A 19883-nucleotide genomic window follows, 5' to 3' on the forward strand; every position below is an offset into this window, starting at 1 on the left:
ATGAGCTCTCAACAATTGGCTCTCGTAAAGCGCGACACAGTTGATGTAGTAGCAGATAAGGTTCGGCAATTCCAAGAGCGCGGGGAGATACACTTCCCCGCAAACTATAGTCCAGAGAATGCTATGAAATCGGCGTGGCTGCTTCTCCAGACAGTGCAGACCAAGGATTATAAACCAGCCTTGGAAGTTTGCAGTCGGGACAGTATCGCCAATGCCTTATTGGATATGGTTGTGCAGGGTCTGAACCCTGCTAAGAAACAAGGCTACTTCATTGTTTACGGTAAGACTCTAACCTTTCAGCGCAGTTATTTTGGCACGATGGCCGTGACTAAACGAGTAACCGGGGCCGAAGATATCGATGCACAAATTATTTATGAAGGCGACGAGTTTGAATTTGAAATTGTTCGCGGCCGAAAAAAAATCACAAAACATAAGCCGAGCTTTTCCAATATGGACGACAGCAAGATTGCGGGGGCTTATTGCACGATTTACTGGCCCGATGGTCGAGAATACACCGAGGTGATGACGATGAAAGAGATCCGTCAAGCCTGGAAGAAATCAAAGCAGAATCCGGATAAGGAAAACAGCACCCACAATGAGTTTCCGGGTGAAATGGCAAAACGAACTGTTATCAATCGAACTTGCAAAACATATATGAACACTTCTGATGATGGCAGCCTGATAATGAAGCACTTCCAGCGTCAGGACGAGGTGCTTGCAGAAGCTGAGGTTGAGGCTGAGATAACAGCCAATGCAAATGGTGAAGTTATCGACATTACACCTCCTACGGCTGCTAAGCCCGAACCGGATCCGGAACAGCCAAGGGAAACAACTCGCTCATCTAAGAGCAATGTAGAACCGGCTGGTCAAGGAGAAATGGATTTCGAAATCCATCCGGACGATATTCCTCCGATCGGCACTGAGGGGCCTGATTTCTGATGATCGACATTCAATGCCTCGGCTCCAGCAGCGCGGGTAATGCCTACCGGATCTCGGACGGGCATACCGCTCTCCTGCTGGAGGCCGGCTTTCCTTTCAAATCCCTGCAGCGAGCGTTGAAGTTTCGTATGACTGAGATTGCCGGCTGCCTTATCACCCATGAACACATGGACCATAGTAAGGCCGCTAAGGACATCATGAAGGCGGGAGTGGACGTTTATACCAGCCAGGGAACAGCGGATGCCAGAGGGCTCTCCGGGCATCGTCTGAAGGTCATCAAGGCATTGGAGCCGTTTCATGTTGGCACCTGGTCGATTCTCCCCTTTGACATACAGCACGACGTCGAGGAGCCACTAGGGTTCCTGCTGGCCAATACAGCCGGAGACAAGCTAGTCTTCCTGACGGACACCTATTATTGCCGACATCGCTTCCGGGATCTAACCCACATCATGGTGGAATGCAATTATTCGATGGACATCGTAAGGGAACGGGTGGCGTCCGGCCACCTGCATCCAGGACAAATGAAACGACTGTTGAAGTCGCACTTTGGTCTGGAACATGTAAAAGATTTCTTGAAAGCCAATGATACCCGCAAAGTCCAAGAGATTTGGCTATTGCACTTATCGGATGGTAATAGCGATGAGGAACGTTTCAAACGAGAAATTCAGGAAGTGACTGGAAAGATGGTCCGGGTGGCCGGGCGATGATCGACGGCAAACCTTTAATGCGCAGCATGATGGGCGAGCGGATCTGGAGCTTAATGCAATCTGATCCGGAAGAGTTTAAGCGGGAGACACGCGCGTATTTCGCTCGAGGCTATCCCGGGTGGACTGTAGTGAAAGTTAAATACCCGATCGTATACCTTCGGGACGAAAGGGGGCGTCAAGGTTGAGTGAGCCTGTGCAGTTAGATCTCTTCGGAGATTACGAGGAAATGTCCGATCAGCCGGCCTTAAACGGAATGTATTACGAACGGGCGACTGGGAAGTTTGTCTCCTTCGTCTGCGGGCGCCGGTACTTTGAGATAACGTACGGCCAATGCTTGGGTGACAAAGAATGGAAAGAGAGAATCAAGAAGGAGCGTGCGATATGAACCAAATCAATGAAATGACAAAAGAGGAGCTTCAGCAGCGTACGAAGGAGATCGTAGATTTTCTTACTGAAAAGAACGAGGAGGCGAAGAAGGCGGGGATTGATCAGCACGGCCATTTCTATACTTCTGTTGCCTTTACACTCGGCTCTTTGATCGGATTTGACTTTGAGCCTCAGGGGTACGGACCCATGCTAGGAACTATGCTTGATTCCCTTACGGATGGGCTGCAGACAGGCGCCCAGGGCAAGGGTGTAAAAGGAACCTTCATCAAAGTCGTAAGAGATTGAATCCTAGTTAGGGGATGAGCGAATGCCCGAAGGCAGTTACCCTTTTCCGATGTACTCCGGATTGTTGGAACATAGACATTACAAAAAAATAGGATCAGCAATTTGGCTGTTCCTTTGGTGCATCAGCTCCACGACGAAGGAAGTCGAAAGGGACGGAATTGTCTGGGGAATCGTCCTTGGGAACAAGCCAGTTAAAATTAGTGACCTTGAAAATGAATTCGGGGTATCGGACCGGACGATCCGGTCGTGGATCAAGACGCTCGAAGATAACCAATACATAAAAGTCACCAGAGCGCCATACGGACTCGTTTTTACGGTCCGAAACTCCAAGAAATTCAAAAACAGACCGGAAGAAAGTTTCCACTCTGAGTTAGGAGATCGGCAACATTCTTCCGATCTGGACAACAGAGATCGGCAGGAATCTTCCGATCACCCGGAAGAAAACTTCCGATCTAATAAAGATATTACAGAGATACACAATGCTGTTGCTGTTATTACGGATCCTGAAACCATTTTAAAACTTGCCTCTGAAGTCGAAAGACACTTCTGCATGCGAAGGGGGCAGGGGTTTAGCGTAAGCACTACCGACTTCGAAGAAATCAAAAAGATGGTTGCTACGGGGATCCCGTTAGATATCGTGAAGCAAAGCATTGACAAATCATTTGCTGAGTACAAGCCAAAACATGCTTGGGACAAGATTCGAAACATGGCCTACTGCATCCCTCGCTGCCTTGACGAGTGGGCAAAAATGCAGGTGGATGACTCCATAACTGGTGCGGTGCCGCACGTGCCAGTCGCCCTTGGACAATCTCCACAACGGGGCTATCGAAATAAAAAACAAGCACAAATGGACGAACTAGACCGCTTTATCGAGGAGGAGAAGAAGCGTGGAAATCGTTGAGGTTGCCCAGCTTTATAAACACATAGCGAAATACTATCCAGCCTTTGACGCTTCGGTAGATCGAGTAAAGGCAGACCATAAGTATCTCCAAGACTTCCCCTTTGAGGTAGCTCAAGAAAATGTCGACGAGCATATCCGGACGAGCAAGTATCCGCCCAACATTGCGGAGATCCGGGGGCGCCTGGGGGAACAGATCGAGCGCGACCGTATGAAGTCATTGACCGAAGAATATTTCGCCGAGCGAGCCCGCGCCAAACAGGAAGCGTGCCCGCCGCCGCCGGGCTGGAAGGAGTCCATCTATGCAAAACTCGGACGTGCTTAACACGATCATGTCAGAGATGCCGTATGATTTGGCTGCTGAATGTTCGGTTCTGGGGGCTGTTCTGATCAACCCGGAAGTGTACGAGTACGTTGAGGCACTGGTCCCGGAAGCCTTTTATCGCACAGAGCATCGGATCATCTTTAACCGCATGGTGGAGCTGGCGGAAGAAGGGCAGCCAATTGACCTGGTGACATTGTCTTCGCGTCTACAGGATCAGAGAGAGCTTGAGGATATTGGCGGCGTCAGCTACTTGTCCAAACTAGCCCATTCGGTGCCGACGACTGCGAACATAGAAACTTACGTCACATCCGTACAAAACAAGTTCATGCTGCGAGAGTATATCCGGTCTAGTATGGCCGGGATACAGGCGGCTGTGGCTGGTGAGGATATACAGCGCTTGGTTGCATCAGCGCAACAAGTAGCTACGAGTCTTGCAGATCGCGCAGCTCCTAAGCAGGACTTTAAGCGGATCAACGACGTCCTGGTCGAAGTCATCGAGTCGACAGAGAACAAGGCCGAAGTGTACAAAACAGGTAAGGTCACGGGCATCGAGACAGGATACACAGACCTGGACGCCATCCTTGGCGGCCTGCAGAACAGCGATCTGATCATTGTCGCGGCGCGGCCATCGGTCGGGAAAACGGCATTCGCGCTCAATATCGCTCAGAACGTGGCCACACGCGTCCATGAACCTGTCGCTATCTTCAGTCTGGAAATGTCCGCGGCGCAGTTGGTTACTCGGATGGTCAGTGCTGAGGGCATACTCGAGGCGAGCAAACTCCGGATCGGGGATATGGGATCGGAGGATTGGACCAAGATGGCACACGCTGCAGGAGTATTGGGCGGAACGAACATCCTGATCGATGACTCTGCGGGAATCACTGTCCATGATATCCGATCGAAATGTCGGCGCCTCAAGAAACAGGAGGGACTCGGTCTGATCGTGATCGATTACCTGCAGCTGATCGCAAGCGTCAGCAAGGGCAGAGGGGCGGAGAACCGGCAGCAGGAGGTATCGGAGATCTCCCGGACGCTGAAGCACTTGGCCCGGGAAATGGATGTTCCGATCATCGCACTTTCCCAGCTCAGCCGCGGTGTGGAACAGCGGCAGGACAAGCGTCCGATGATGAGCGATCTTCGAGAATCCGGATCGATCGAGCAGGATGCGGATATCGTGGCTTTCCTGTACAGGGATGACTACTACGACAAGGAATCCGAGAAGAAGAACATCATCGAGATCATCATTGCGAAGCAGCGGAACGGTCCAGTAGGAACCGTCGAGTTGGTCTTCCTGAAGCAGTTTAATAAATTCGTCAATTACGACCGGGTTCATATGGATCCTGGTCCACAGCCACCACGTCAGCACAAGGTGGTCAATATGGAGAAGCGCCAATACGCGTAAGCCAAAGGAGGCTAATGGGAGATGAAGAACGGAAAGCGGCCGACGAGGCGGCAGAGAATTGAAATCAAAGATCGGGGACTCAACCCTGAAAACTGGCTCGTAGAGCGAGATACACCTGCAGCTATGGTCCTGATTCATCGGTACACTGGCAGCTCGCGGACGATCCGGCGGGGTGCGTGATGAGCAGGTGGAGTCACTGGCACGTTTACGAGTACATGAGGCAACGGTACATTCATACCGGCATGGTGCCCGATCAGCAGGAACTGCTCGCCGAATTTGCTGACATGGAGCTCGCTCTTATCGAAGAGGGCGTGAAGGAATTCAATCTGGCCATGTCGATCGGGGGTCGGTTATATGCATAGCGAGGCCTCGATTGATCCGTTTTTTCAAGAGATACCATGGGAAATCATATACGATCATGACGGCAAGCAGATAGGAGAGGTTTTCGTGCTTCGTGGCTGGTCGAAGTCCAAAAGAAAAAGGAGGGCCAAGAAACGTGGAAGTACGAGAAGAAATCAAAAGGGTTATTGACGATCTTGAAACGAAGGCTGAGGTCGTAGATGACGAGGCAGCTGCGGCAGCTTATCGGTACGCTGCCGAAGAGCTGAAGAAGGTGGGGATATGAACCGATACGTCGGTGTTGACCACTCAACCAAAACAGGGGTCGCTATATTGGACCCGGACGGGAATGTCTTGAAAAGGATCGAGATCCAAGCGGATGGTGCGTTAGATGCTGGCCGGATTAACGATGTCGTTGTCCGGACACTCCGGTTAATCCAGCCAACCGACAAAGTGGCCATTGAAGGATTCTCTCATGGGTCGACGGGTTCGTTTGTGGGACAACAATATGCAATAGGCTGGGCAATCCGCATTGGACTGCATGTCCGAAAGCAGAAGTACATTGAGGTAGCTCCTACCCAGCTCAAAAAATTTGCAACTGGAGTAGGGAAGGGATCAAAAGACGATTTGATCTTGCCTATATTCAAACGCTGGGGGTTTGAACACCCAAGCGATAACGTCCGGGATGCTTTCGTCCTGGCGCAAGTCATAAGAGCAATTCATGAGCCTGTAGAGCTTACCAAGCCGCAGCAGGAAGTCATTCATAACATTTTAAATCCGCCGGCAAAGAAGCCAACGAATAAGAAAAAGAAGAGAGGAAAGTGATCGATATGGGGAAAGATTTTGCGAAGCTTACTGGAGAATTAGCGAAAGGCATTAAAATTGGGGAATCGTCCATTGAGATTAAACTGACCTTCCCCCTTAAAGCAGCATTACCGCATTTGGTCTTCTTAAGTAACAACCAAGGGGAAGAGCTTAACGTATTCCTTGGGGATCCGCAAATGTCATTCGATTTTGATGAGGAGGATGACGACGCGTACAAACTATACACGGGCGGCCGCCGTGTGACTGCAGATGCTTCCGGCGTGGTGACATCGGTCGAGCAGCCGGAGAAGGATGAGAATCAGGCAGAGTTGCCGCTTGACGAACCGGGAACAGGAGAAGAATCGGTTCGTAGCGAGGATCAAGCAGGAGATCCGGTAGGGGAGCCGCCGGCAGGTGACACTCCGGCAGAAGAAGGTGACGAGCTGAGTGACTATGAGAAGGGAATTATGGGTGACGGAATAGCTCAGGAAGGATCCGATCTTCCGGAATGGATGCAGGGAGACGCTCAATCCTCAAGGGATCAGGAAATGAGCTTCGAGGATACCGATCAGAGATCGGGAGAGGATGGCGCTGCAGCTGACGCCGAGGAAAAACAGACGGCTGGCGACGTCGAAATAAGCTCGGAAGAACTGGAACAATACATCCTTTCCCAACGTCCATCTTTCCCGGATCTTCAGCTCGACTTCCCAAGGCTCTTCGAGCGTAAACGGAAGGATGGAGTGACCTGGAGGGAGATCGCTAAGGAAGTGGGCATGACCTCTGGGCAACTGAGCGGCAAGATCTCCAAATACAAGGAAGAGGTCAAAAAGGAAATGATGAGCCACGGCGTTGCCTAAAAATATAGCAAACAAGCCCCGGTCGAAACAGACCGGGGTACCTAAATACATGCTTCCGATAGAACGTATGATCTATTTCTTGTGGGGGGATTAAGATGAAATTTTTGACACCAAGAGAACTAATCGTAGACAACTTCGCCGGCGGCGGGGGAGCTTCTACAGGGATCGAGCTGGCAACCGGCCGGAGTGTAGATATTGCGATTAACCACGATCCAGCAGCGATCTCCATGCATCGCGCCAATCACCCTGAGACGGAGCATTACTGCGAATCGGTTTGGGATGTTGATCCCCGTGAGGCGACCAAGGGGAGGCCAGTCGGATTGGCATGGTTTTCTCCAGACTGTAAGCATTTTTCCAAGGCCAAGGGCGGAAAGCCGGTAGAAAAGAAAATCCGTGGCCTGGCATGGATTGTTCTCAAGTGGGCTGGAAAGGTTCGACCAAGGGTCATAATCCTTGAAAATGTGGAGGAGTTCAAAACATGGGGCCCCGTAAGAAAGGGTCGCCCGTTAAAAAGTAAGAAAGGCCAGACTTACGAACAATGGAAATCACAGCTTGAAAGCCTGGGTTACGTGGTGGATAGCCGGGAGCTTCGGGCGTGCGATTATGGCGCGCCGACGATTAGAAAAAGGCTATTTGTGGTTGCTCGGTGTGACGGTCTCCCAATAGTTTGGCCGTATCCAACGCATGGCGATCCGGAGAGTGAGGAGGTAAAGAGCGGTAAACTGAAGCCATGGCGAACGGCGGCCGAAATTATCGACTGGTCGATTCCATGCCCGAGCATCTTTGAACGAAAGCGGTCTCTGGCTGAAAACACAATGCGACGAATCGCCCGAGGACTTCAAAAGTTCGTTTTTGATAACCCGCGGCCATTCGTGATCAAGGTCAACCATAGCAAAGACGACGCCTTCAGAGGCCAAGCGATAGATCAGCCGTTCCAAACGATCACAGCGAAGAACGGATGGGGAATTGTCATTCCGCATATTACTAAGTTCCGCGGTGGTGCAACTGGACACCCAATGTCTGACCCACTCCATACAATCACATCTGGCGCGGGGGCTGAACGTCCAGCAGGCGCTGCACATGCAATGGGCTTAGTTACCACTTTCCTGACTCAATACCACTCCTACGACGACAGCGCGCGTGGGCAAACTCTCGACCGCCCGCTACTTACACAGGACACATCGAACCGTTATGGTCTCGTCACTGCCCATATTGCCCGCCATTTAGGAGAGTCCGTGGGAAGCGCCCTCGACAAACCGATCGGAACGGTTACGGCTGGAGGCGGTGGAAAGAGCGCCGTTGTAACGAGCCATCTCGTCAAAATGCGTGGAACCAACATCGGGCAGCCAGTTACTGGTCCACTACAAACAATAACCGCAGGCGGCCTACATTTCGGGGAGGTTCGGGCGTTCCTGCTCAAATACTACGGCAGCGCCGATAACGGCCAGAACTTGGGAGAGCCGCTCCATACCGTCACAACAAAGGATCGCTTCGGCTTGGTTACGATACATGGTGTGGATTACCAAATCGTTGACATCGGCATGCGAATGCTAGAGCCACACGAGTTATTTGCGGCACAGGGATTCCCGCCGAATTACATCATCGATGTGGACGCCGACGGAGTTCGTTATCCAAAGAGTGCACAGGTTGCTCGCTGCGGCAACGCAGTTCCGCCTCCGTTCGCAGAGGCGCTGGTCCGAGCGAACCTGCCGGAGCTCTGCACTGGATCCGGAAACTCATTGACAATTGAACGGTACAAAGAGGCGATCGGCGCCGGGCAGATGGAGTTTTCATTGTGAATCAATTGATGCTCGATCTTCAGCAATATGGTCCATGGATCGTCACCCATAAAGGTGATCGATCATGCCGACTACTAGCTGATCGTCATTACTCCCGGCAGCGCCCGGGACATCCGATGTTCACAAGGCCAGGACGTAACCTTGTTCTCCGCTCAGCTGTTGGTGACGCTGTATGGGTGACATGGTCAGGGGTAAGGGATGACGGCATGGATGCCTGGGAATGCACACTCTTCCGAAACGAATCAAGCTTCCGAAGTTCTGAAATGATTCGTTTCGCAGTGACGGCTACGGTTGCAGAATGGGGGAAGCCGCCGGCGGATGGAATCATAACGTATGTGGACGGAAGAAAGATTCGCAGCACAAACCCAGGATGCTGCTTCAAGGCTGCTGGTTGGAGAAGGATTGGGAAAAGCAAGCATCGAGGTTTGATATTACTGCAATTTATCCAACGGGAGGTTAGTCCTCCCTGATATAAGGAGTGATGAACGGATGAAAACCATAAATGAATTAGTGCAGGCAGCACATCAAAATGCGGTTTCGAAAGGCTGGTGGGACGAACCGCGCAGCTTCGGGGAGATTATCGCGCTGATCCACTCGGAAGCATCGGAAGCGCTGGAGGATCATCGGAACGGAAAGCTGCCGACGGAAGTCTGGTTTGAGGCGAAGAATTACGATGGGGTGATTGTTCAATTTAAGGAGCAAGCGGCGCCTGATTTTAAGCCATGCGGCATTCCGTCCGAACTGGCTGATATCGTGATCCGCGTCTTCGACGCCTGCGGGCGGTACGATATCGACTTGGAGAGAGCGATAACCCAGAAGATGGCGTATAACGCTACCCGGCCGCAGCGGCACGGAGGCAAGGTGTTATGAAGGACTATCGATTCCGCGGCAAGCGACTGGATAACGGTGAATGGGTGAACGGGTTCGGTGCCTTCATGTGGGAGGACGATGGTGTTCAAAAAGCTGAGATTTACAGCACATACGGGGTCTATGAGGTCGTTCCCGAAACAGTAGGGCAATACACCGGACAGGGAGACTTTTACGCGGGCGACATTGCAAAGAGCCCGAGAGGATCGATAGGAACTATTGAGTGGCACCACTCTTGGTGTGGGTTTTACTTCAAAACGATTCTCGGACATAACGACGAGGGGAAGTTAGTAAGAATGCACTCCTCGATTCCTCTGTACAACGACTTGCCCAACTATATTAAGCTCGGAAACCGTTGGGACAATTCTGATCTATTGGAGGTTGAGAAGGTATGAGACAGTTCAAATTTCGCGTATGGGATAAGGAGTTGCACAAAATGCATGTCTGCGGCGAGGACATCCATGACTCTATTTCCTTTGATGAAGACGGAACGGCTTTTTACTACAACCTTCAAAATGGATGCGGCAGCGGCGGCGAAGATTCAGAATATGTTTTGATGCAATACACTGGCCTGGATGACATTGAAAGCAAGAACATATTCGATCGAGACCTGGTAGAGATCAAGGGACACCCATTCCAGGGTCCGAACTTGCAGGTCGACGGCATATACGAGGTTGGATACAACGATCGCATGGAATTATGCTGCGGCAGCTGGCTCCTGCATCGGATGCTCCCTTACATCACGGTGATTGGGAATATCTATGAGAACCGGGATCTGCTGGAGGTGCCACATACATGACGGAGGAAATAGCCGAACAGCTGAAAAAGAATCGCGAATATATGGGACAACTCTTAGAGCGAAATATAATAGGCTCGATTCTTTACAACATGTATCGCCTGGTAGATACCGTAGCAACCGAATCGATAGAAGAAATCGAGCGCCTACAAGCAGTGAACAATCACTTGAATGGGATCGTGCTAAGTTGTACGGCTGATAACGAACGGTTCCGTCGCTCACTCGCTGACGGCATGCGGCAGCCGGCTCCAGTGAGTAATCAAGCCAAATTTATAGACTTGGAGCTGGCGCTTTTAAGAATGTGGTCTGATGCCGGTATCAAAGAAATTTACAAGTACAAGAATAGAATCAAAATTTACAAGCGGGAAGGATTGGGTAGATTCGAATTGTTCTACGACCTCTCCCAAGCTATGTTTACGGACGTGGAGGATACGGCGAACGGTGACGACCTTTATGCTGAAGAATACAAGGTAAGTGTTGATATGCTGATCAAGAATAGGATATGGTCTGACCCCACAGTTGAGGATGGAGGTGAGTCAGATGCTGGATAAAGGGAAGAGTGAATTCTGGCCGCCGGAGAAGCTGGCAGCACACCTCAAAGCGATCGGAGCAGACAAGCCGCCTGAACCCAGAAACAGCGGTTTGAAATATAAGATCACCGCACCGCGGAGAGGGTACCGGAACAAGTATCTAAAGCGCGGAGGCGAGTATTAAGACTTATAAATGAAAGACCCCCTAATCCTTGGCCGGTGCGGGGGTCAATCGGTAATATATTCCTCTCAATAATTATAGCATAAAGGGGATTGAGGGGAATGGCGATAGCATGGGTACAGGGTGAGCTTTTCAGCAACGCTTCAAAGGCAGAGATCCAGCAGACGGAATTCTACCTCAGTAAATTCAAATCCATGCAGATATTCATGAGCGATTTCGAAAATTATCAGAAAGAAATGGCTCAGGTTGCGATCGATGGGGAAGCAGCTCGCCGAATTGATCAGGAGGATCTCCACGCAGACAAGACGGCTAACGCTGTGATTATGATCGAGAAACAAAAATGGGTTTACGCCCAGTATAAAACAATTTCGACGATGCTCCTGCGTGCTCACAGTCAGATTCTTGATGAAGAGGTCAAGCAAGTAATCGACATTCGATTTCTTCAAGGATACAGCCGGAAGGAAACCATGTTGTTCGTAAAGTGGGGCGTTGCACATAGCACGGTCGATCGCCGGATTAAAGAGGGCATTAGAACAATGGCCAACGTATTGAAAACGATGGGATTCTTCGAAGTAATAAGCAAAGAATTTTGACGACAATGTGGGGAAAAACGGGGAATCTTGAAGACCACATGATGAATCTACCGTGTTACGATAGGAGCATAGAAAAAGGCGAGAATGACACGCACGAGTCGCATGAATGCGGCAATGTTACCGGGGCGTACCTCTTCTCGCTTTTTTTATGCCCACGCTCGCCATCGAAAGGCAGAGAGCAGCTTGAAGCCGGCAATGCCGACGGGCGACTTGCTGCGTGGGCAACCATTATCAAAACAGTGAGGAAAATTGATATTTAACGAGGTAAACAGGGGTTTATAATTATTATTTCGTTATTTCACTTTTGACTTGTCTTTTTATTGCTCGTTAAAATGGTCTTGTCACACGTATCTAGTTACAAAGTACAGATTCTTTTAATAGCAAAGAGCGCAGCGTTTTTGCTGCGGCCGGCACGGGCGCCACTGCTCTCACGGATCTCTTTGCAGATATGAACTGAATATATATTCCGAAGTCGTTCCTTCCCGGAACGGCTTTTTTATTTCCAAATAGGAGCGTGACGGTTTATGAAATGGATTCAATGGTTGATCAGAGTGACAGCAGGCAGCTCACCACGAAATCGAGAGGAACGACGACATGGCCGGAAAACGTAATAAGCTGCAGCGACCACTTTATAAGCCGAAGCAGCCGGATAAGTGTAAACGATGCGTATGGGGTGAGTGGACTGGGACGAAGCAGTTCTGCAGCAAACAGCGATGTGTAAAGAAGGGAAATACTCCCAGATGTCGAATTGTGATGTGAGGTGATGAAATGGATCGAGATAGAGACACACTGTACATGGATTATTCGAATATCTTGAATATCCAAACGTATATTGCTAGAGACGGAGCGAGCTATCTGGACGCATTAACAGTTGAAGCCATTCACTTGCACGCTGTAGCATTTGACTTAAAGGGATTCGTAAACATTGTTGTTGACGATAAAACCAAAGAGGACTTTGGCGACCTTATTAAACATTTGGAAGCCGCATTAAGGGAAAATACCAATAGGAAGTAGCACCTTCGGGTGCTTTTTCTTTTGGATCAAGGGGCCGAATATACGGCGATTTAAGGTGCCTTCTATCAGATGCGGGCAAATGCCGGCACGGGATCGAAAAACGGCAGAGAAGGGGCATAGCGTTGGCGTGTGTCCCTATTTTGTGTGCGTGTATATGTGAAACCAACTCAACTCAAATAGGATGGTGAAGGCATGGATATCAGAGTCATCCCGATAGACCAGATTAACGCAGCTGCTTACAATCCGAGGATCGATCTGCAGCCGGGGGATCCAGAATATGAAAAGCTAAAGCGTAGTATTGAGGAATTCGGCTATGTGGAGCCAATCGTCTGGAATGAACGTACCGGCAACATGGTCGGCGGGCATCAACGATATAAGATCATGGTTCATGAGCTGGGAAGGACCGAGCTCTTGGTTTCAGTCGTTGACCTGGACGATCAGCAGGAACGGCTGCTTAATTTGGCGCTGAATAAGGTATCTGGAAGATGGGATGAGGAAGCGCTGGGCAGGTTGTTGGACGAACTGCAGGAGTCAGGCACGGATCTCTATTTGTCCGGATTCGACCAGGAGGAGATCGAGGACCTTGTCAGCGCTCTGCCTGAAGTCCCAGATATTGAAGATCCGGTCGTTGAGGATGACTTCGACGTAGGGAAGGCATTGGATGACATCAAAGAACCGGAGACGCAGCGCGGTGATGTCTGGCAGCTCGGCCCCCATCGGTTGGTCTGTGGAGATGCTACGGATCCGGCAGACGTCGCACGATTGATGGAAGGAGCCAAGGCGGCTCTAGTTGTAACGGATCCGCCGTACAATGTGGCCGTAGAGAGCGATTCGGAGCGCCTGGCCGCTGACGGCCGAAGCAGCATAATGAACGACGATATGCCCGCAGAGGAATTTGCGGGCTTTTTGCATGCTGTCTTTGAACGGTACTCGTCGATCATGGAGGCGACGGCGGCTATTTATGTATTTCACCCGTCTTCGTACCAGCGAGAGTTCGAGGATGCAATGAACGCTGCCGGTATTGTCGTCCGAAGCCAGTGTATTTGGGTGAAGAATGCAGCTTCGTTTGGCTGGTCGCAGTATCGCTGGCAGCATGAGCCGGTCTTTTATGCCCATCTGCGCGGCAAGGCTCCTGCTTGGTATGGCGACCGCCGCCAATCGACGGTATGGCGCGCCGGCCTTCCTGGTGAGCCCGCTGAACCTGGGACGGTCTGGGAGGTCTCCAGAGGAGATGTTGGCAAATACGTTCATCCCACACAGAAGCCGCTGGAGCTGCTGGCCATACCGATAGGTAACAGCAGCCAGAAGGGGGATGATGTGGTCGACTTCTTCGGTGGATCCGGATCCACGCTCATGACCTGCGATCAAATGGGGCGCAAGTGTCGGACATTGGAACTTGATCCGGTCTTCTGCGATGTGATCAAACGGCGGTATCAGGAGGCAACCGGCATTAAGCCGGTACTGATCGATCGTGTTGTTCCGATGGCAACATAAAAAGGAGGACGCTGACACGTCCTCCCCTTAATCCAGGGTTCCCCCCGGCTGAGATAGCGGCCCGCCGCGCGCGGCATTTTGCAGACATCCGCTATCTCGCATTCCATCATAACGGAAAGCCGAGGGGAACGACAATGGGAACACCTGAGAATAAGGACATCTTGCTGCAGCATGAGCTCGCGGTGATGGAAGGAATCCTCGAGAGCAAGGAGCAGTATCGCAAGATCGTCAAAGCCGGAATAGCCAAGTGGGTCAAAGATTTTCGGGACGGACGAATCGAGATCAGGACGGTGGATGACCTGAAAAAGCTGATTGAAATAGATATTGAACTGCAGAAGGATGATCTGTGATTTCCAAAATGCGTTAGACTTTCGCCAATTCTGCCTATATTGAATGTGCACCCCTCATAAGGGGTGACACCAAATAGAAGGAATGAGGAAAAATGAAACTACCTAATTACTTGAAAATGAATGGATACGAGGAGAATTCCATCGAAGAGCGGTTAGCCGAACTCACCAAACGGGCCCCGAGTCTTGAGGAACGAATCCAAGAGCTGAGCGGCCCTTCCCTTGTGGAAAGGCTACAAGCACTGCGTTCAAAGTCTGGTCAGGTAAGGTACGAATGTCCGCCTTATCTCTATCATAGGAGGTAAGTAAAACAGGCTTAACATTGAAGAGAAGGCGGGCCATAGGTCTGCCTTCATTCGTTGGGGGTGGTGATGGTGTAACATGGCCAGAAGGAGAAGTCCCGAACGGGACAAGGCAAAACAAATGTGGCTGGAGAGCGGCGGGACGATGAAGCTTAAAGACATCGCCGCCGCTCTTTCTATTCCGGAATCCAGAGTCCGAAAATGGAAAGCTGTAGACCGTTGGCAAGATGAAATGAATGGGAGCGCTGAAGCACATTCTAAAGGGAGCGCTCCAAATGGAGCGAATGGGAGCGTCCCAAAGTCAAGGGGAGCGCCCAGAGGGAACACAAACGCTCTCGGTAATCGCGGTGGTGCCCCTCCCGGCAACCAAAATGCGAAGGGAAACCGTGGTGGTCCGGGTGGGCCATACCGCAACAAGAAGGCATTGAAACACGGCATGTATGAGACGATCTTTCTTGACACGCTCGAGGAAGAAGAAATGGAACTTCTCGAACATATCGACACTTCTCCCCTTGCACAATTGGAAGAGCAGCTCCGCATGCTGACAATTCAAGAGCGCCGCCATATGAAGCGGGTCAAATTACTCGAGGCAGGATTGAACGACGAAGAGCGGAAAATCAAGGAGGAGCTTACGCAACGGAAGGACATGGTACCTTACACCAGCCCTAAGAATGGGAAACAGATGCAGGTACCGGTCCTTACCGAAGGCATGAAAGTCACCGAGATTACGACTGTCATTACGTCAAAACTGGACAAGATCCTGAAACAGGAGGAAGCTCTGGTTAAAACAAGGGACAAGAAGCTTCGGGTAATCAACCTGATTGCAAATATGAAACAGGAAGAAGAAAAGCTCGCGCTCGCCCGGGAACGGCTTGAGCTGGATAAGTTTAAGGCGCTGGGTTATGGCGAAGGGGAAGGGGATGACGACGATGAAGACGATGATGGAGATGATTTAGGATGGTAATATCGCTCGCGAAAGAGCATCGTCGACGGATCAAGCGTAAGCTTCGGCAGCGGCCGGAGAAACTGGAAGAATTGAAGGAGATTCTTTCCGACTTCGAACAGTTCTGTTTCCGGATGCTGAAGATCAAAAACAAGTCTGGGGAAATGGTCCCATTGGTTCTCAACAATGCCCAGCGTCGATATGCGACCAAGGTGTTCGAGGATATAGCAGCCGGCAAGCCTGTGCGGATTATCATCTTGAAGGCCCGCCAGATGGGATTTTCAACAGTAACAGAAGCCCTGATCTATTACTTCACTTCGCTGCAGGAGGCGAAAAACGCCTTTATCGTTGCTCAATCTTCGGACGCTTCCAGCAACTTGTACGATATGTTCCAGCTATACTATGAGAAGGTGCCGGCGGTTATTCAACCCATGAGCCGGAAAAACAACGCCAAGAAGCTGACTTTCGAGAACCCTTCGATCCGGACGGAAGACCGTCGAAAGAACCCGGGTTTAAAATCGAAGATCACTGTACAAACGGCAGAAAGCCGGGTTCTTGCTCGTTCAGACACCATTCATTACCTTCATGCTTCCGAGGTAGCCTTCTGGCCAGCGAAGAAGAAGAAACGGCATCTATTGTCGTTGCTAGCTGCGCTGTCAAAGGAGCCAGGCAGCTTGGGGGTAATCGAATCCACGGCCAACGGCATGGAAGAGTTTAAAAAAATGTGGGATGCAGCTGTTAAGGGCGAGAGTGATTTTTCTCCGCTCTTTTTTGCGTGGTTTGAAATGCCGGATTACCGTAAGCCGGTCCCGCCTGGCTTCGAACCAACCGAAGAAGAACTGGAGCTGAAAAAGAAATACGGGCTCGATGATGAGCAACTGCAGTGGCGCCGGTACACCATCCGGAACGACTGCGGCGGTGATCCGCGGCAGTTTGATCAGGAATATCCTTCTGAGCCTGACGATGCCTTCCTGTTGTCTGGCGAAGGCATCTTTGACAACAAATTTATCAAGCGTCTTCGGGATGCGATTTGCGTAAAAGGCAGCCTACATGAAATCGACTTTGTTAAGAACAAGGTCATCCCTTCGCATGAGGCTGGCGAGTTGGTCATCTATCGGAAGCCGGAGCTGGGCAAACAATACGTTCTGGCTGCGGATACGGCTAAAGGTAAAGAAGACGGTGACTATGATGCTGCTTATGTCATCGAGGTGCGTACAGGCGAAATGTGCGCGGCTCTGCATGGCAAATGGGACACTGACTTGTATGGCAAAAAGCTGAATACGCTGGGCTTGTATTACAACACCGCGCTGCTGGCCGTAGAGAACAACAATACCGGGGAATCGGTGCTGAATACGTTGTTCAATACCTGCCATTATCCGCTGCTCTTTATGCACAAGAAGGGAACAATGGGATGGAACACCAACCAGGCAACTCGTCCTGTGATGATCAGCGATTTTAAGGAAGCGATCCGCGATCAGCTTTTCGACATTTACTGTCCGGAGCTGTACGGCGAATGCATGACGCTGATTGACAAGAATGGCAAAGCAGAGGCCGATAGCGGTTGTAACGATGACCGAGTCATGGCCTATTCCATCGCCCTGCAGGTGAGACAAGTAGCAGATAAGTGGTTTGAATGGTTTAAGAAGAAACAACAGAAACGGGACGAACAGAAGGAAAATGAGGAAGAAGTGGGGTGGATATAGATGGGTGAAGGCAATGCTGCTTGGTTCCCGATCGCAAAAGAAGAGGGACGCCATATTCCGTCCAGCGCTCAGCTGCCCGATGTATTTGACAAGCTCTATGATCATCATGGCCTGTTACCATTTGAACCAGGTAATGATCCGGCCAGCTGCAGGCAGCTTGTCAAAAACAGCAATATCATTCCGCAATGCATCGAAGCCTATAAACGTAATATCGCTGGTCATGGGATCGCATTAGAATATTTGCCGGGTGAAGATGACAGCACGGCCAAGGAAGAATGGGACCGGGCGGAACGGTTTCTGGAGACCTGTAATTTGGAGGATTCGCCGGACGAGATTGTGGGCCAGTTGATTGAAGATCTCGAAAGCACCGGAATGGGTAATTTGGAGGTTGCTTGGCCTGCAGGCAGTGAGTTTCCGACGATTTTTCGAATGGATCCAAAGTATGTTCGTTGTACCAGGGAAAGCAACCTTACAACGATCAAGCGGAAACGGAGAATAAGTTCAACCAAGAAGATCGAAGAGTTTTCGCAAGAAATCTATGCACGGCGTTATGCCATGAAGCGGGGGACATCCGTGGTTTGGTTCAGGTTATTCGGAACCGAAGGCACCAATAATCAAATCATCCCTTTGCGCATCGGCAACGATGGCGCATATGGGGAACCACGGTGGTTCGGAAATGCGCCTGGCGTAGTAGGGGCTCGCGAAGCTGAGGAGTTGAACGTTTCTTATTTCAGCAATGGCCGCATGTTGTCCATGATCCTGACCGTAACGAATGGGAAACTGACAAAGCAGTCTATGGAATTGCTGAAGAATGTCAAAGGTTCACAATCGCAGGGTGGTATCCTGTACCTCGAAGCTAAGGGCGAAGAAACAGGTGGTCCGATGGATGAGAAGGTCGAGAAAGTCGCTATAAAGCTGGACAAGCTGAACGACCTTCTGCAGCAAGATGCCCTTTTCCTCGAATACGGCAAGGAGAAGAAATCTGATATCCTGTCTGCCTTCAGGCTGCCGCCGATCTTGGTCGGCCAGAGCTCGGATTATAATCGTGCAACAGCACAGGCTGCGCTTCAATTCGCGGAGGAACAAGTCTTTGAACCCTACCGCAAATGGATCATGAACGAGCTGTTCAATAAGCGGCTGTTCCCTGCTATGGGGATTTTCCGGGTGCGGGCGGTATTGCGTGGTCCAAACATCATTGATCCGGAAGACCGGAAGTCGATGCTGGACTTTATCGCTGACCGTGGCATTATGCTGGTTCGTGACCTGATCCCGATTGCAGAGGACGTTCTAGGAACGACGATCGATGAAAACAAATACAGTCCTGAATATCTTGATACTCCGATTGCTCAGCTTGCTGGCAGCCAGCCAGAACTGCTCGATCCAGAGAAATACAACGACACGGATAACCTGCAGGAGCGGGTTGTTACGATCGCCAAGCGTTTGCTTCGTAAGGGTGGGGCCGAGGTGGGCGTACATGTGTGAAGCATGCTGGACACTGATCGCCAAGGCCGATGACGATGAGTTTCTGGATAGCCTCGAGCTGACCTATGTGGAGCGTAAGGTCCTGGAACAGTTGTACAAGCAGGGCGAAGAACGAATCATGGAGATATTGGAGCTTCAGGGTGAGGCGCTGCAGGATGCGATTGCGGAACTGAGTGAGGAATCCCTGGGTGACATCGGCGAGCTTGCAAAGGTGCTTATCTCACTTCATACCTCGGAAGTGTTCTCGGATATGTTTGAGCAGGCCATACAGGAAGCCTTCGAGCCATTGTTTCATTTGGCCGGAGAGTCAGAGCTGGTTGCTTTGGACGACGCAAAGATCTGGAGCACCAAGAACAAGGCGGCAAGGGATTTCGTGAAAGAGATCCGCGAATTGGTGCCGGATATGAACACAGCCTCCACAGATACCCTGCTGCGCAGCTTTGAAAAAGCGATCGATGAAGGGAATACGCCTTCAGAACGTGCCATGCTGGTTCAGGAGATCAGCGCCCAGGCGGCTGACGGAGATGAAGGACCGTTTTCTATGCAACGGGCACAACGCATCTCGCGTACCATGAGCACAGCAGCGGCCAACGGAGGTAAGCTGGAAGGCTGGAAACAATCTGAGGTGGCCAAGGGTAAGAAATGGCGCTCTGCTGCCGGCTCACGGACTCGGAAATCTCACCGCAAAGCAAATGGCCAAGTAGTTGCATTGGACAAGCCGTTTAAGGTCGGATCCAGCAAGCTGATGTATCCGGGAGATCCGGCAGGTGAGGCAAAAGAAATTGTAAATTGCCGCTGCACGATGCAGCTGGTTATGGATTAAGCGAGGTGAACTGAATATGAGGAAAGTAGGTATGGTGCTTCTGTTGTCATGCCTGTTTGTCATTGG

The 19883-nt window shown here is 50.8% G+C and carries 26 protein-coding genes; all 26 read left to right on the forward strand.

Annotated elements, in window-relative coordinates; genetic code table 11:
• The 26 genes from NSQ46_RS05345 to NSQ46_RS05470 all read left to right on the forward strand — a co-directional run bounded on the left by NSQ46_RS05345 (window position 1) and on the right by NSQ46_RS05470 (window position 19817).
• Window positions 1–939 (forward strand): recombinase RecT, encoded by a 939-nt coding sequence (locus NSQ46_RS05345; protein WP_342576412.1) that lies wholly within the window; start codon window positions 1–3, stop codon window positions 937–939.
• Window positions 939–1646 carry an MBL fold metallo-hydrolase gene (locus tag NSQ46_RS05350; protein ID WP_342576413.1) on the forward strand — a complete coding sequence of 236 codons (708 nt, stop codon included), beginning with the start codon at window positions 939–941 and terminating at the stop codon, window positions 1644–1646. The genes NSQ46_RS05345 and NSQ46_RS05350 overlap by 1 nt, the downstream gene beginning before the upstream one ends.
• Window positions 1647–1827: 181 nt before the next feature.
• Entirely contained in the window at window positions 1828–2031 is a 204-nt protein-coding gene (locus tag NSQ46_RS05355; RefSeq protein WP_210094671.1) for a hypothetical protein, read from the forward strand.
• Complete coding sequence (locus tag NSQ46_RS05360) at window positions 2028–2318, forward strand: hypothetical protein (RefSeq protein ID WP_342576414.1); 291 nt, start codon at window positions 2028–2030, stop codon at window positions 2316–2318. The genes NSQ46_RS05355 and NSQ46_RS05360 overlap by 4 nt, the downstream gene beginning before the upstream one ends.
• 22 nt (window positions 2319–2340) lie before the next feature.
• A complete protein-coding gene (locus NSQ46_RS05365) occupies window positions 2341–3219 on the forward strand; it encodes a hypothetical protein (protein ID WP_342576415.1) in 879 nt (292 codons plus the stop codon).
• The gene (locus NSQ46_RS05370) at window positions 3206–3541 is read left to right on the forward strand and encodes a hypothetical protein (protein WP_342576416.1); all 336 of its coding nucleotides are present in this window, start codon (window positions 3206–3208) and stop codon (window positions 3539–3541) included. The genes NSQ46_RS05365 and NSQ46_RS05370 overlap by 14 nt, the downstream gene beginning before the upstream one ends.
• Window positions 3519–4943 carry a replicative DNA helicase gene (dnaB, locus tag NSQ46_RS05375; protein ID WP_342576417.1) on the forward strand — a complete coding sequence of 475 codons (1425 nt, stop codon included), beginning with the start codon at window positions 3519–3521 and terminating at the stop codon, window positions 4941–4943. Before NSQ46_RS05370 ends, dnaB begins: the two co-directional genes overlap by 23 nt.
• A gap of 21 nt (window positions 4944–4964) precedes the next feature.
• On the forward strand, window positions 4965–5123 hold the full coding sequence (locus NSQ46_RS05380) for a hypothetical protein (RefSeq protein ID WP_007132791.1): 159 nt from the start codon (window positions 4965–4967) through the stop codon (window positions 5121–5123).
• The gene (locus tag NSQ46_RS05385; protein WP_210094666.1) at window positions 5123–5305 is read left to right on the forward strand and encodes a hypothetical protein; all 183 of its coding nucleotides are present in this window, start codon (window positions 5123–5125) and stop codon (window positions 5303–5305) included. Before NSQ46_RS05380 ends, NSQ46_RS05385 begins: the two co-directional genes overlap by 1 nt.
• Before the next feature lie 134 nt (window positions 5306–5439).
• Complete coding sequence (locus tag NSQ46_RS05390; protein WP_276824937.1) at window positions 5440–5568, forward strand: hypothetical protein; 129 nt, start codon at window positions 5440–5442, stop codon at window positions 5566–5568.
• 68 nt (window positions 5569–5636) lie between these two features.
• Complete coding sequence (locus tag NSQ46_RS05395; protein WP_342576418.1) at window positions 5637–6107, forward strand: hypothetical protein; 471 nt, start codon at window positions 5637–5639, stop codon at window positions 6105–6107.
• A 5-nt stretch (window positions 6108–6112) separates the two neighbouring features.
• The gene (locus tag NSQ46_RS05400; protein ID WP_342576419.1) at window positions 6113–6943 is read left to right on the forward strand and encodes a hypothetical protein; all 831 of its coding nucleotides are present in this window, start codon (window positions 6113–6115) and stop codon (window positions 6941–6943) included.
• A 95-nt stretch (window positions 6944–7038) separates the two neighbouring features.
• Window positions 7039–8742 carry a DNA cytosine methyltransferase gene (locus NSQ46_RS05405; protein ID WP_342576420.1) on the forward strand — a complete coding sequence of 568 codons (1704 nt, stop codon included), beginning with the start codon at window positions 7039–7041 and terminating at the stop codon, window positions 8740–8742.
• A gap of 489 nt (window positions 8743–9231) precedes the next feature.
• On the forward strand, window positions 9232–9612 hold the full coding sequence (locus tag NSQ46_RS05410; protein ID WP_342576421.1) for a hypothetical protein: 381 nt from the start codon (window positions 9232–9234) through the stop codon (window positions 9610–9612).
• A complete protein-coding gene (locus tag NSQ46_RS05415; RefSeq protein ID WP_342576422.1) occupies window positions 9609–10004 on the forward strand; it encodes a hypothetical protein in 396 nt (131 codons plus the stop codon). The genes NSQ46_RS05410 and NSQ46_RS05415 overlap by 4 nt, the downstream gene beginning before the upstream one ends.
• Complete coding sequence (locus tag NSQ46_RS05420) at window positions 10001–10408, forward strand: YopX family protein (RefSeq protein WP_342576423.1); 408 nt, start codon at window positions 10001–10003, stop codon at window positions 10406–10408. The genes NSQ46_RS05415 and NSQ46_RS05420 overlap by 4 nt, the downstream gene beginning before the upstream one ends.
• Complete coding sequence (locus tag NSQ46_RS05425; RefSeq protein ID WP_342576424.1) at window positions 10405–10956, forward strand: hypothetical protein; 552 nt, start codon at window positions 10405–10407, stop codon at window positions 10954–10956. Before NSQ46_RS05420 ends, NSQ46_RS05425 begins: the two co-directional genes overlap by 4 nt.
• Entirely contained in the window at window positions 10946–11119 is a 174-nt protein-coding gene (locus NSQ46_RS05430) for a hypothetical protein (RefSeq protein WP_210094656.1), read from the forward strand. Before NSQ46_RS05425 ends, NSQ46_RS05430 begins: the two co-directional genes overlap by 11 nt.
• A 98-nt stretch (window positions 11120–11217) precedes the next feature.
• Window positions 11218–11709, forward strand: a complete 492-nt coding sequence (locus NSQ46_RS05435; protein WP_342576425.1) for a hypothetical protein — start codon at window positions 11218–11220, stop codon at window positions 11707–11709.
• Between the two features lie 768 nt (window positions 11710–12477).
• A complete protein-coding gene (locus NSQ46_RS05440; protein ID WP_342576426.1) occupies window positions 12478–12723 on the forward strand; it encodes a hypothetical protein in 246 nt (81 codons plus the stop codon).
• Between the two features lie 192 nt (window positions 12724–12915).
• A complete protein-coding gene (locus tag NSQ46_RS05445) occupies window positions 12916–14217 on the forward strand; it encodes a site-specific DNA-methyltransferase (protein ID WP_342576427.1) in 1302 nt (433 codons plus the stop codon).
• A 134-nt stretch (window positions 14218–14351) separates the two neighbouring features.
• On the forward strand, window positions 14352–14567 hold the full coding sequence (locus NSQ46_RS05450; RefSeq protein ID WP_342576428.1) for a hypothetical protein: 216 nt from the start codon (window positions 14352–14354) through the stop codon (window positions 14565–14567).
• A 378-nt stretch (window positions 14568–14945) separates the two neighbouring features.
• Window positions 14946–15830, forward strand: a complete 885-nt coding sequence (gene terS / locus NSQ46_RS05455) for a phage terminase small subunit (protein ID WP_342576429.1) — start codon at window positions 14946–14948, stop codon at window positions 15828–15830.
• Window positions 15824–17512 carry a DNA packaging protein gene (locus tag NSQ46_RS05460; protein ID WP_342576430.1) on the forward strand — a complete coding sequence of 563 codons (1689 nt, stop codon included), beginning with the start codon at window positions 15824–15826 and terminating at the stop codon, window positions 17510–17512. The genes terS and NSQ46_RS05460 overlap by 7 nt, the downstream gene beginning before the upstream one ends.
• On the forward strand, window positions 17513–18994 hold the full coding sequence (locus tag NSQ46_RS05465; RefSeq protein ID WP_342576431.1) for a phage portal protein: 1482 nt from the start codon (window positions 17513–17515) through the stop codon (window positions 18992–18994).
• Entirely contained in the window at window positions 18987–19817 is an 831-nt protein-coding gene (locus tag NSQ46_RS05470; RefSeq protein WP_342576432.1) for a phage minor head protein, read from the forward strand. The genes NSQ46_RS05465 and NSQ46_RS05470 overlap by 8 nt, the downstream gene beginning before the upstream one ends.
• The last annotated feature ends 66 nt before the right edge of the window (window positions 19818–19883 follow it).

It is taken from the genome of Paenibacillus sp. FSL M8-0142, assembly GCF_038597315.1.
Lineage (GTDB): Bacteria > Bacillota > Bacilli > Paenibacillales > Paenibacillaceae > Paenibacillus_AQ > Paenibacillus_AQ lactis.

Excerpts from the sequence above, each read along its gene's own strand:
- NSQ46_RS05415 (WP_342576422.1), top strand. The coding sequence starts at position 9,609 with ATGAAGGACTATCGATTCCGCGGCAAGCGACTGGATAACGGTGAATGG.
- NSQ46_RS05470 (WP_342576432.1), top strand. The coding sequence starts at position 18,987 with ATGTGTGAAGCATGCTGGACACTGATCGCCAAGGCCGATGACGATGAG.
- NSQ46_RS05445 (WP_342576427.1), top strand. The coding sequence starts at position 12,916 with ATGGATATCAGAGTCATCCCGATAGACCAGATTAACGCAGCTGCTTAC.
- NSQ46_RS05435 (WP_342576425.1), top strand. The coding sequence starts at position 11,218 with ATGGCGATAGCATGGGTACAGGGTGAGCTTTTCAGCAACGCTTCAAAG.
- NSQ46_RS05460 (WP_342576430.1), top strand. The coding sequence starts at position 15,824 with ATGGTAATATCGCTCGCGAAAGAGCATCGTCGACGGATCAAGCGTAAG.
- NSQ46_RS05360 (WP_342576414.1), top strand. The coding sequence starts at position 2,028 with ATGAACCAAATCAATGAAATGACAAAAGAGGAGCTTCAGCAGCGTACG.
- NSQ46_RS05420 (WP_342576423.1), top strand. The coding sequence starts at position 10,001 with ATGAGACAGTTCAAATTTCGCGTATGGGATAAGGAGTTGCACAAAATG.
- NSQ46_RS05345 (WP_342576412.1), top strand. The coding sequence starts at position 1 with ATGAGCTCTCAACAATTGGCTCTCGTAAAGCGCGACACAGTTGATGTA.
- NSQ46_RS05350 (WP_342576413.1), top strand. The coding sequence starts at position 939 with ATGATCGACATTCAATGCCTCGGCTCCAGCAGCGCGGGTAATGCCTAC.
- NSQ46_RS05365 (WP_342576415.1), top strand. The coding sequence starts at position 2,341 with ATGCCCGAAGGCAGTTACCCTTTTCCGATGTACTCCGGATTGTTGGAA.
- NSQ46_RS05450 (WP_342576428.1), top strand. The coding sequence starts at position 14,352 with ATGGGAACACCTGAGAATAAGGACATCTTGCTGCAGCATGAGCTCGCG.
- dnaB (WP_342576417.1), top strand. The coding sequence starts at position 3,519 with ATGCAAAACTCGGACGTGCTTAACACGATCATGTCAGAGATGCCGTAT.
- NSQ46_RS05430 (WP_210094656.1), top strand. The coding sequence starts at position 10,946 with ATGCTGGATAAAGGGAAGAGTGAATTCTGGCCGCCGGAGAAGCTGGCA.
- NSQ46_RS05425 (WP_342576424.1), top strand. The coding sequence starts at position 10,405 with ATGACGGAGGAAATAGCCGAACAGCTGAAAAAGAATCGCGAATATATG.
- NSQ46_RS05400 (WP_342576419.1), top strand. The coding sequence starts at position 6,113 with ATGGGGAAAGATTTTGCGAAGCTTACTGGAGAATTAGCGAAAGGCATT.
- NSQ46_RS05465 (WP_342576431.1), top strand. The coding sequence starts at position 17,513 with ATGGGTGAAGGCAATGCTGCTTGGTTCCCGATCGCAAAAGAAGAGGGA.
- NSQ46_RS05410 (WP_342576421.1), top strand. The coding sequence starts at position 9,232 with ATGAAAACCATAAATGAATTAGTGCAGGCAGCACATCAAAATGCGGTT.
- NSQ46_RS05380 (WP_007132791.1), top strand. The coding sequence starts at position 4,965 with ATGAAGAACGGAAAGCGGCCGACGAGGCGGCAGAGAATTGAAATCAAA.
- NSQ46_RS05385 (WP_210094666.1), top strand. The coding sequence starts at position 5,123 with ATGAGCAGGTGGAGTCACTGGCACGTTTACGAGTACATGAGGCAACGG.
- terS (WP_342576429.1), top strand. The coding sequence starts at position 14,946 with ATGGCCAGAAGGAGAAGTCCCGAACGGGACAAGGCAAAACAAATGTGG.
- NSQ46_RS05405 (WP_342576420.1), top strand. The coding sequence starts at position 7,039 with ATGAAATTTTTGACACCAAGAGAACTAATCGTAGACAACTTCGCCGGC.
- NSQ46_RS05440 (WP_342576426.1), top strand. The coding sequence starts at position 12,478 with ATGGATCGAGATAGAGACACACTGTACATGGATTATTCGAATATCTTG.